The 10,503-nt window shown below is 41.4% G+C and carries 15 protein-coding genes and 2 pseudogenes; 5 read left to right on the top strand and 12 right to left on the bottom strand.

Translation table 11 applies throughout. The features are described from left to right. Positions 1–47 precede the first annotated feature (47 nt). Together HCR01_RS35705 and HCR01_RS40295 are read left to right on the top strand one after the other, a co-directional pair. Positions 48–455, top strand: coding sequence for a hypothetical protein (locus HCR01_RS35705; RefSeq protein WP_193200634.1), 408 nt, complete (start codon positions 48–50; stop codon positions 453–455). A gap of 188 nt (positions 456–643) precedes the next feature. Next, positions 644–778, top strand: coding sequence for a hypothetical protein (locus HCR01_RS40295; RefSeq protein WP_264299987.1), 135 nt, complete (start codon positions 644–646; stop codon positions 776–778). A gap of 119 nt (positions 779–897) precedes the next feature. Here the strand turns inward: HCR01_RS40295 and HCR01_RS35700 are convergent. Then, positions 898–1,371 (bottom strand): annotated as a pseudogene (locus HCR01_RS35700) (AAA family ATPase); the annotation flags it as partial. Positions 1,372–1,569: 198 nt separating this feature from the next. Then, positions 1,570–2,289, bottom strand: a pseudogene (locus HCR01_RS35695) (IS5 family transposase); the annotation flags it as partial. A 96-nt stretch (positions 2,290–2,385) separates the two neighbouring features. On the opposite strand from HCR01_RS35695, the gene HCR01_RS35690 reads away from it, so the two are divergent. Next, a protein-coding gene (locus tag HCR01_RS35690) for an IS5 family transposase (RefSeq protein ID WP_193200633.1) occupies positions 2,386–3,179 on the top strand; the annotation gives its coding sequence in 2 pieces (ribosomal slippage) (positions 2,386–2,725 and positions 2,725–3,179; 795 coding nt in all). 632 nt (positions 3,180–3,811) lie between these two features. Here HCR01_RS35690 and HCR01_RS35685 read toward each other — a convergent pair. From HCR01_RS35685 to HCR01_RS35665, 6 genes are all read right to left on the bottom strand, one after another. Continuing rightward, on the bottom strand, positions 3,812–5,212 hold the full coding sequence (locus HCR01_RS35685) for an amidase (protein ID WP_193200632.1): 1,401 nt from the start codon (positions 5,210–5,212) through the stop codon (positions 3,812–3,814). Positions 5,213–5,272: 60 nt separating this feature from the next. Continuing rightward, positions 5,273–5,713 (bottom strand): O-methyltransferase, encoded by a 441-nt coding sequence (locus HCR01_RS39580; protein WP_226890014.1) that lies wholly within the window; start codon positions 5,711–5,713, stop codon positions 5,273–5,275. A 32-nt stretch (positions 5,714–5,745) separates the two neighbouring features. Continuing rightward, positions 5,746–5,952, bottom strand: a complete 207-nt coding sequence (locus HCR01_RS39575) for a hypothetical protein (protein ID WP_226890013.1) — start codon at positions 5,950–5,952, stop codon at positions 5,746–5,748. A 126-nt stretch (positions 5,953–6,078) separates the two neighbouring features. Continuing rightward, entirely contained in the window at positions 6,079–6,555 is a 477-nt protein-coding gene (locus HCR01_RS35675; RefSeq protein ID WP_226890012.1) for an orotate phosphoribosyltransferase, read from the bottom strand. 125 nt (positions 6,556–6,680) lie between these two features. After that, positions 6,681–7,295 (bottom strand): GNAT family N-acetyltransferase, encoded by a 615-nt coding sequence (locus HCR01_RS35670; protein ID WP_320073255.1) that lies wholly within the window; start codon positions 7,293–7,295, stop codon positions 6,681–6,683. Further along, positions 7,292–7,738, bottom strand: a complete 447-nt coding sequence (locus HCR01_RS35665) for a hypothetical protein (RefSeq protein WP_193200631.1) — start codon at positions 7,736–7,738, stop codon at positions 7,292–7,294. The genes HCR01_RS35670 and HCR01_RS35665 overlap by 4 nt, the downstream gene beginning before the upstream one ends. A 151-nt stretch (positions 7,739–7,889) precedes the next feature. Between HCR01_RS35665 and HCR01_RS35660 the strand changes: the two genes are divergently transcribed. Both HCR01_RS35660 and HCR01_RS35655 read left to right on the top strand, forming a co-directional pair. After that, positions 7,890–8,108: a hypothetical protein gene (locus tag HCR01_RS35660; RefSeq protein WP_226890011.1), complete on the top strand. Its 219-nt coding sequence runs from the start codon at positions 7,890–7,892 to the stop codon at positions 8,106–8,108. A gap of 7 nt (positions 8,109–8,115) precedes the next feature. After that, complete coding sequence (locus HCR01_RS35655; RefSeq protein ID WP_320073257.1) at positions 8,116–8,640, top strand: SDR family NAD(P)-dependent oxidoreductase; 525 nt, start codon at positions 8,116–8,118, stop codon at positions 8,638–8,640. A 133-nt stretch (positions 8,641–8,773) separates the two neighbouring features. Here HCR01_RS35655 and HCR01_RS35650 read toward each other — a convergent pair whose 3' ends face one another. From HCR01_RS35650 to HCR01_RS39565, 4 genes are all read right to left on the bottom strand, one after another. Then, the gene (locus HCR01_RS35650) at positions 8,774–9,325 is read right to left on the bottom strand and encodes a DEAD/DEAH box helicase (RefSeq protein ID WP_193200630.1); all 552 of its coding nucleotides are present in this window, start codon (positions 9,323–9,325) and stop codon (positions 8,774–8,776) included. A 292-nt stretch (positions 9,326–9,617) separates the two neighbouring features. Further along, on the bottom strand, positions 9,618–9,833 hold the full coding sequence (locus tag HCR01_RS35645; protein ID WP_193200629.1) for a hypothetical protein: 216 nt from the start codon (positions 9,831–9,833) through the stop codon (positions 9,618–9,620). Positions 9,834–10,093: 260 nt separating this feature from the next. Beyond that, a complete protein-coding gene (locus tag HCR01_RS39570) occupies positions 10,094–10,330 on the bottom strand; it encodes a hypothetical protein (protein WP_320073256.1) in 237 nt (78 codons plus the stop codon). Next, positions 10,227–10,503 (bottom strand): hypothetical protein (locus tag HCR01_RS39565; protein WP_226890010.1); only part of this gene is annotated, 277 nt, incomplete at its 5' end. The genes HCR01_RS39565 and HCR01_RS39570, both read right to left, overlap by 104 nt.

The following is a 10,503-nucleotide window of genomic DNA, read 5'->3' as shown; positions in this document are numbered from 1 at the left end:
CCATTTAAATGGTTGTTTTGGGTTCATCTCTGTAGCATTTCAGTCTCTTGAAAGAATATAACACTTGCTTAGGCACCTATTTTTGCAACACAGCCTGGAAATTTCAGGACATAATTTCTGTAAATAATTCACATAATTGGGGTGTGCCAGGACAAAGATACTCACAAATTCCTATATTGAAGCACATACCAGAAGTTGACTTTGTGAATAAATTCTTGTCTTTGGAATTTACAGACAAACAAGTAGTTGGTCATGCGCTAACTAGACGATATGAGATCAATGATTTTAATAAAAAATTACTTGAAGAATTAGACTGGCTAAAATCTGTTCGGAGTTTGTTGCTAGAGGAAGTTGACCGCAGAAGGCGTAAGATCACAGGACACATTTTAAGAGAACTCATTGAACAATATTTCAATCAAGCAATCCAAAGACTTGAGTTAACAAAGTTAGACTAATTGCGATCGCCCTTAACCTCAGTTACCCATTTTCGCAATCTGAATTGAAAATTACTTGCAAAACACCGAGAAAACGATCGCTTGGTATAGGACGCGATGATCCGATGGGAGACAACTAGCATTTCCAATTGATATAGTGAAATTAGTCTCCTTCGCTGTGGCGTTCAGACTTAAAACCAAAGCTCACAGTGACTTTGCGCGGTGGAATAGCCAACCGCGCTTTAGCTTTTGTTAGTTCTTGGATTTGCAATGTCTGCGACGGGCGGTTACGCGATCGCTTATGTCATCTGACAGTATTAGCGCAAGCCTGCTATCTATCCTGATTACACTCTATAAGGTGTTTACCTCCCATCTGATTCCCCAAACTTTAAGATTTGCTCCACCTTTGGCAAAGATACGAGATTCTATGCGATGGTCAGTAGGAATAGACATCTCTGGCGTATAAATGGTAAACCCCAGTGTTGAGATTGCGAGTACCAACTAATCCTCGTGTCATAGGGCAAAGTACCTGCACATCAGTAGCCGGGTTAAAACCCAGCCGAGGAATTAAGTCTGTAACCAGTTCGCAAATCGCTTGCACACCATGTTCAGGCTGATGTCCGCCGCCATGCCAAATGCAATCAGACACCGGATTATCTGAAATTGGCTCGATTGTGGGATACTGTCCTCGGTTAATTTGGTGGGCGGCAGTGACAATTGCGCTCTGTTGGGCTTGGCGAAAGACCTGGGTTAACCGCACCACTGGCACACGACCGGAATTAATCAGGTCAGCGAGTATCTGTCCTGGGCCTACGGATGGTAGCTGGTCGATATCACCCACCAACAACAATTGAGCGCCTTCTGCTACAGCTTTAACCAAGGAATATGCGAGGAATAAATCAAGCATACTCGCTTCATCAACGATAATTGCTGTATAGAACTCTTGCATAAATATTTTGTGGTAGGATAGAAGGCTATTTCAGTTTAAATTTTTAGGCATTAAAACAGTAAGAGATTATCATTTTTTTCGAGCAAGTATTATAAGCGCAATCACTAGCTAAAAAAAGGCAGCAAACTCCGTTTCGGTTATTAAAAAAAACGAAATTATTTGATTAATTTAATTTTTTGACCTGATTTATAGGGCTAATTCGTAATTATAAATTCCCGCAATTAAATTCGACCTTAAACCCAAGCGTCGGTGACGATTTCGATATCTATAATCCAAGATTTTAAAGATTTTTAGACGACGATTTACGTGTTCAACAGTGATTCTTAATCGATTGAGTTCTCGATGAGATTTCTTTTGTTCTTTTGTCAGCCTTCCACCTCTTGTTTTTTTAATCGGTGTTTGACTCAACTGATGGATTTTATTAATTCCTTGATAGCCTTTATCTGCTATAACCTTGAGCAATTCTCCAAATTTAATCCCACTATTTTTAAATAGCTTAAAATCATGAATTCTGCCCTTGCCATGCCCTAAGCAAATGATAGTAGTACTTTTTTGGTGAATTACTACTTGCGTTTTTAAAGTATGCTCTCCCTGTTTCCCGCTAAAAAACTTTTTTTGATTTCTTGATGGTTTTTCAATTGGACTTTCCGTGACATCCATCACTACCAAATCTTCTTGGGATGACATTTTCCATAATTCTTTTTTACCAGGTAAACGAAACTTTCTGGACTTGATTAATATGTTTTCAATTTTATACACTATCCGACAAACCGCAGATTCTGAAAGTCCCCAATCTAACCCAATATGGTAATAAGTACGGTATTCCCTCCAATATTGAATAACCATTAAAACTTTGTCTTCAATAATTAATTTAGGACGACGACCGGATTTCTTTTTCTTTTGCTCATCAGAGGCTATTTATAAAGTAAATCTAAAGATGGCTAGCCAAGTATAATTGCAAAGGTAGGATACTTAAAAGACAGTGTATCTACTTATAAAGCGATGGTTCGGAAAGCTTATTCTAGCGACCTTAGTGACTTAGAATGGGAAATTTTGGCACCTTTGATTCCACCAGCTAAATCTGGTGGACATCCTCGCACAACTGATATGAGGGAAGTATGTAATGCCATCTATTATCACTTAAAAACGGGGTGTCAATGGGATATGCTTCCGGGAGATTTTCCCGCAAGCTCAACAGTTTACAGCTATTATCGAAAATGGCAAAAACGCGGGATTTTGGAAGAATTGAATCATACATTGCGCGATCGCTTAAGAGAAAAAATAGGTCGTTCAGCACAACCGAGTGCAATAGCAGCAGACAGCCAGTCGGTAAAAACGACTGAAAAAAGGGGGATGTGTACGGCTTTGATGGTGGCAAGCTAGTCAAAGGAAGAAAACGCTCCTCAATAGTTGATAGTCTTGGACTATTACTCAAAGTTATCGTCAGCGAAGGAAATGCGGGTGAAAGAGTTCTTGCTGCCTATGCCTTGATGGAACTTGCCGAGGAACGTCCAGAATTATTGGAAAAAGTTGAAGTCATGTGGGTTGACTCTGGCTACGATGGTGACAAGTTTGGATTGGCAGTTTGGTTAATGATTCAAGCTCAAGTTGAGGTTATGCATCGCAAAGAAAAACAATTTGAAGTTTTACCCAAGCGCTGGGTAGTAGAAAGAACATTTGCCTGGTTTAACCAATATCGTCGCCTTAGCAAAGATTATGAATATCTTCCTGAAATGAGTGAGGCTGCTATATATGCTGTTATGACTCGCATTATGCTGCGTCGTCTAACCTCCTAAAGATTTACTTTATAAATGGTCTCTTATTAGAGTAGTTGGTGGTTATTTTACTTCCTTGTTTTTTACCCAAAAATTAACGTGTCTATAAATTGGCTGCGGCAAAATTTTTTCTTATCTCTGGGTTGCTTGTTAATAACAACAACAGCGTCGTCAAGAATTACTTCCTGTTTCTGACGAAGCTATTGCTTCTGGGCAAAAGGTTGCTGATACCTTTTTTCAAGCGGGTGTAATTTCCACAAAAGTTGATGTAAAACAACTTTGGGACAGTAGTTTTAACGAAGATATCGCCAAATGCCAATAATTGCAGCAAGAAGTAAAAAGCTAAATGTCAAAATTACCTTATTTTTCATAAGGGTAAAAATATGTTTCATGGAATAGAAAGAGAATTATTAAATGGAGTACCTTGGTTATTTGGGCAACAGTCTCAATCGCCCGTCAGCGGGCGCGGCTGAGTCAGGACAGTCACGTTCGCGTTAGTTCCCAAAAGCTTAAAGCTATTAAAACAAAGCACTCCCTAAGCTAATCGTCATTAATTTTTCCAGAATGATTCGCTTGTAGTAAGCGGCTCCAGCCCTGCTTTTATGCAAGTCAAATGCTGATTAGCTTACACATTGGGATCTACGCTGTTCGCCTCAATGACTTGCTCCTAACGGCATGATGAAAGGAAAAATACTTTCATAAGCTTTAGCTGCTTGCAATACCAGTAAATCTTTATATTTTGCAGCGACAATTTGTATCCCAACAGGCAAACCGTTTTTAGTGAAGCCACAAGGTAAAGATGCAGCAGGTTGTTGTGTAAGGTTGAAAGGATATGTAAAAGGTGTCCAATCTCGTTGCTGATGATCAATAGATGATTGAGGCCGATTTTGTCCAACAGGAAAAGCAACTATTGGTAAGGTGGGAGTAAGTAATAAGTCATAGTTTTGATGAAATATTTGCATTTGACGTCCCAATGCTTCACGGGCATCTTGGGCGCTGAGATATTCTATTAAGGTGAGGCGATCGCCTTCTTTGGCTATAGCTTGCAAACCTTCTTCAATTACAGCTTGTTGTTCTGGACTAAAGCCACGCAATAACTTAGCTGCACCAGCTTGCCAAAATGTTTGAAAAATAGGGCGAGGATTCACAAAACCTGGATCGACTTCTTCGACGATCGCACCGAGTTTAGCAAAAACATCAACTGCGGCTTTAACTAAAGCAGCTACTTCTGCATCAACCTCAGCATAGCCAAAGTTGGGACTGTAAGCAATTCTCAATCCGGCTACACCCTTGTCTAAATCAGAAGTATAGTCTTGTTTTTCATCTGGTAAAGCATACCAATCACGCACATCAGAATGGGCGATGACATTTAATGTGAGTGCGGCATCAGTGACGGTGCGAACCAAAACGCCAATATGAAACAATGATCCAGTATGGGCTGATGGGTAGCCAGAAACACGTCCAAAAGTCGGTTTTAAACCAAACACACCTGTTAATGCCGCCGGTGTTCTTGACGATCCACCACCATCTGTAGCGAGATGAAGTGTTCCCATGCCCAATGCAGCAGCAACAGCAGCACCACCGCTACTTCCTCCGGGAGTCAAATCTGTATTCCAAGGATTGCGGGTGATACCAGTCAGTGGACTGTCGGTGACACCTTTCCAACCAAATTCAGAGGTTGTGGTTTTTCCTAATAAAACTGCTCCTTGTTCCCGCAGACGAGCCACCGCAGGTGCATTTTCTTCCCAAGGTTGATGGGAGATTATCGCTTTACTCCCTCGGCGCGTTGGTAAACCCTTGGTTAATAGTAAATCCTTGACGGTAAAAGGTATACCATCCACTAAGCCACGGGGATTTCCATTTAGCCAACGCACTTCTGAGGCTTGGGCTTCAGTCAGAGCAGTGTTTTCATCTACGATCGCAAAGGCGTTAACTGAGCTATTGTAAGTATTGATCCGTTCTAGGGCAGCTTTGGTTGCTGCAACTGGTGATAACTGGTGATCGCGATATAGGGATAACAATTGAGAAGCAGAAAAATCAGCAATGTCTGACATATTTCGGTTTGAATAGATTTATTGAAACTACGGCTTAATTAAGGAGTTTAGAGAAGGTTGCTAATTGTCAGATGTCACAAGTGCGATCGCAAAACCGTCATAGCCTTTGCTACCCACAGTCTGAATTGCGGTTGCACTCACACGCGGTTCATGTGCGAGTAACTCGTTAAAACGACGTATTCCTTGAACACTAGGATCATCGCTGTTTGCCTCAATTACAGATCCATTGCGTACAACGTTATCAGCGATAATCAGGCTACCCCGCTGGGAAAGCTTTAACGCCCACGCGAAGTATTCTGGATTGTTTAGCTTGTCTGCGTCAATGAAAATTAGGTCAAATGGATTGTATCGCTCCTTAGCCAGTTGCGGCAGTGTCTCTATTGCCCGGCCAACACGCACCTCGACAAGATGAGCCAGACCAGCGCGGTTTATATTCTCGCGGGCAACTTCGGCGTGCTTGAAATTTGACTCTAGGGTAATCAAATGACCGTCAGCAGGCAATGCTCTGGCTAGCCAAATTGTACTGTAGCCGCCTAATGTACCAATCCAATCTCCAAAATAGTGCGTGCTTTATGGATTAAAGCTAATAGCATGAGCAGTTTACCTTGGTTCGGCGAAACATTATGTGGTGGTAAACCAGCTGCATCACTAGCCTGAAGTGCCTCATTCAATATGGGATCAGCAGGCACAAGCAAATCAGTGATGTAATGGTCAACTTCTGTCCATAAATCTTGAGTCATAACTCCTCTTTCGGTAACAGTAACAACAGCACTTTTTATATGACCTAAATCTTAATTAGGAAAATCACTCCGCTTGAGCAGAGAAAGCAGTGTAATACCTTCCGCTAAGAGTTTATCAATAGCACCTTACTCGCGGTCGATAACGCAGAGTACATAATCAATTTGAGTGCCAAGTTGACGCAGTTGATTGGCTGAGATAATGATTTGACCACCAGAAGTTACTACATCTTCTACAATCAGTACCTTCCGATTATTAATCTGTACACCTTCAGCTAATCGGGAAGTTCCATATTTTTTCGCCTCTTTTCTCACGAAAGCAGTAGGTAAACCAGAGTAGTGTGATAAGAGTGTCACTATCGAAATGCCACCAAGTTCGAGACCTGCAAGTACTTTGATATCACTTGGAATGAGAGTAAGCATCTGCTTAACAACAGCATTAAGTAAAATTGGATCTGCCTCGAATTGATACTTATCAAAGTATTCGTTTGATATTCGTCCAGAACGGAGTTGAAACGACCCAACTAGATGTGAAGCTGTATAAATTTGCTTTGCTATTTCGCTTTTAAATATTTCATTTTCAGAGCGTTTTAGGAACCTTTCCATTAATTTAACCTTGCTAAAAACATTGCTTTATACCAATTTAATTAATGATTGCAACACATCCTTTTTTCAAATTGGTATTATCCAATTCAATAATGTGATATTTAACGTCTTAAAAGCTATATCAGTTAAACCCGAAGTAGCAACAGTCCAGTTGTTAAAGCTTCATCCCACAAAGGCAATTTCTGTATTTCTGACACAGAAAGAGGTGGATTTATAGATTCGCCATCAGTCAAGAAAGATTGCTCTGATTGGAGAGATAATTGCCAATATCCTACATCGTGCCACCGACTAAATTTATACCCAACTCGACGTAGGACACCTACAGGCGCAAAACCAACAGCTTCATGTACAGCTAAACTTGGTTGATTGGGTAAAGCGATCGCGGCCACAACGTTATAAAATCCTTGGAGTCGCAGCAATTTAAACAAAGAAGTATATAAGGCTTTAGCAATTCCTTTTCTGTGATAATTCGCACTGACGTACACAGATGATTCCACAGACCATTGATAAGCAGTACGGGTATGGTAAGGTCTAGCATAGGCGTAGCCTACAACCTCTTGATTAATTTCGCAAACGAGGCAAGGCATCTGCTGTTGATAACTCTTAATCCGCTGTTGAAACTCTGTTTCACTGGGTGGTTCTACTTCAAAGGAAATTGCAGTTTCCCGCACGATTGGCTCATAAATTGCCAGCATTTGTAGAACATCGTTTTCATTGACTAGTCTGATTACTGCTTTCACTGCAATACTTGCTTTCTCCCAAACCAACTAAATAATAAAGCTGTTCCTAGCCCCCAAGCACCGTTGACTAATAAAGCTGTAATCATCGCTGGTAGCTTCCAACCTCCGGCTATGGGTAAACCCTTTAATGGTGCAACTACAAACCAAGTCACCAATGTGGGTGCAACAGCGCCAAAAAGCAGCGCAGTTAACCAATAACTTCTATTTACTTGCCAGCGCAGTCTAATAGTAGCCCAAATTAAACCCCAAATTCCTCCCCAGAAAGCACCTGATAGAAATTGCGGTATACCAAAAGGCGGTGTCGGTGTGGTTTGATAAGGCGCACGGGGCGCAAAGTTAATTGCATGAAGCAATGCCAGCAAGCCTTGGTGAAATACCAGCACAGCCACAAATCCAGCAACGAAAGCTAGGACAAATCGAAATACATCTGCTTTTTGAGTCATCAGGTAGCTTGCTTCCTTGGAATGATTTGTGATAAGTTGCTATTTAGATAAGTACGATAACTCTATCAATTTACTGTACTTTTGGATAACTCAATCACCAAAATCAGCGTATTTAGTTAAAAGCTTCATACAGATAACAATCAAGCTTTCCATGCAAATCCAAACAGTTGGTATTTTAAGTCCGGGTGACATGGGGCAGGCGATCGCATCCGTTCTCAATCAAAATGGATTGAAGACCATTGCGGCCCTAGACGATCGCAGCCCTAGAACTCGGCAATTAGCAGCCGCAGCCAATATCCAAGATGTGGGTTCCCTCACACAACTGGTAATTGAACTGAACTGGCTCTTTAGACCTACAACTATCAGGTAAAACAGCAATTGTTACAGGTGGAAGTGCAGGCATTGGGTTAGCCACGGCTAAAGCTCTCTACACTGAAGGTGTGAATGTAGTGATTGCTGCTCGTAATCAAGAAAAGCTAGAGAAAGCAGTAGCCGATATTCAATCCTTACCGACTCCAGGCGCTAAAGTGATTTCCGTCAGTACCGACCTAACTCAAGCAGAAAGTATTGATCGGGTTGTCTCTACAACCCTGGCACAATTTGGTCAGATTGATATTCTAATTAACAATGCTGGTTCAGCGCGTGCAGGATCTTTCTTAGAATTGGATGATGATGCTTTTTTAGATGCTTGGAATCTGAAATTGTTGGGCTACATCCGATTAGTTAGAGCCGTTGTCCCATATCAAAAAAATCGGCGCGATGGGCGAATTATCAACATTATTGGTGGTGCAGGACGCACACCTCGTCCGTCCTTCCTCCCAGGCGGTACAACCAATGCTGCTTTATTGAATTTCACGCAGGGCGGCCGCATCATGTCAATAAGACTAGTCTATTCTCAATAGACTCCAAAATAATCTCATTAATCCCTACTTATTGACAAAGATTTTAGTGATCGCTTTGAGCCTTGGAAAATAAATCAAGCCAGAAATACTGATTTTTCGTTGGGTCTTAATCTTGGTCGTGAGCAAGAGTACTTTAGATGCGTTTGCCCTGAGTTTTCAAGCCAGCGCTACTGGCACGAATAATTTGTGCAGGTGCGTAAAGCTTAAAAGGAACTAAAAACTTGAGAGCGATTAATTGCTTAACCGAGGGGCCACAAATTAGAGAATCAAATCCGCTCGTGCCACTATACAACCAGCGTAATCCTCTGCCATCTGTACGAATAGGTGTAGCAGTGCAGCCTAAGATGTAACTACCTTGTTCTGCATAATGTCTAAAGACAGTGGCATAAGTACGACTGTGGCAATGATGTGCCTCGTCAAAGATAACAAGAGTAGCTGGTGGTGGCTGGCGACGGATTAAAGTTTGAATAGATGCCACCTGTAGTAGGCAATCTGGATTTGGTTTGTGGCCAGCTTTAATAATACCTATAGGGACACCAGCAACAGATTCTAACTTGCTAACGGCTTGGGTGATTAATTCTTGCCTATGAGCAATGACAAGTACAGGCTCAGATTTTTTAACAAATTCGTTGGCAAGATAAGAAAAAATAATTGTTTTACCTCCACCCGTAGGCAGTTGCACCATTACCTAATTAAAAGAACTTCCCCAATTGTGGAAAACCTGTTGAATCAGTTCAATTTGGTAATCCCGCAGTTGAATTTGTTGGGGAATCGTACTTGTGATTGTGTCCATAGGCCAGAATTAATCAAAAGCCAACGATTTACAGGCATTAATCTAATCAATCCTACACTATGGACGTGGCTAATTGTTTCCAGTTGTCTGAATAACGCGACTGATTCATGAAGAATGTTTTACATAAAGAGCAATCATGTTGATTTTAATTTAACAGGAATTGACTGTTAGCCAGTAATTATTCTCAACCACAATTGAGACAACGCATACAAACTCTAAAAGCTGCTAAAACTGTAATTATTTCAACTAGCAATTGAAATGAAGGAGGCGTGAGAGCAAAACCCCAAGCTAGAGAAATTGTTCCTGCAAAAAAAGCAGCAACACGATTAATCTCGTCTATGGTTCTCAAAGCGAAAAAGAAAATACATACACCAATTGCCAATAAGATGAAGCCGCTCATAGTTAGTGTTTTAGAGTGTTTAAGAGTGTTTTCGGGAGCAAGCTAGGGCAAACGCATCTAAACTACAAGAATCCTTTAATAGCAAGGATTTCGGAGTTTCTTAATTTAGCCGATTTTTTCATCAAGATCCTTATTCGGCAAGAGTTTCAGGTTTTACGTGCGTTTGCCCTGGTGACTTGCACTTTTAATAGTGATCGCTCTGATCACGGTGCTGCCAACCCAATTCGCAATTGTGAATTGTTTGGTCAATCCGATAACAATTACCCTACTTTGCCCTCGTCACTCCGATAAGTCATCGCTCTTGGTTTCCTTTTCTTGAGAGGAACTGCCGATTTCTTAGGTGCTTGAGGACGACGGCATTGCTCACAGTAGAGCGGTCGCGGGCCAAAAGTCTCACGTTGGGTTGGCTGTTGGCACTGCTGACAAACGAAGTTGAAAACGCGAGTGTGAATCGTTCGCTGATGCGCTCGAACAACGTACTCTTTGACATCGATAATCTTGCTGGAATGGCACTAAGAAAAGCTCTAAGCTATGCAGAATAAGGGCTACAGCTTTTAATGCTAAAAAGCGGGATAATGGTATGAGCCAGGCGATTGCCAATGGAGAGATGAGGTAAGGTTGCCCAAAAATTTTTGTCGGTAGAAAAAGCTTACTCGTCCGTGAAATACTT

The sequence above is a fragment of the Nostoc sp. MG11 genome, assembly GCF_014904695.1.
Taxonomy (GTDB): Bacteria; Cyanobacteriota; Cyanobacteriia; order Cyanobacteriales; family Nostocaceae; genus Komarekiella.
Note: the sequence above shows the minus strand (reverse complement) of the source record. Positions and strands in the feature narration are given on the sequence as shown.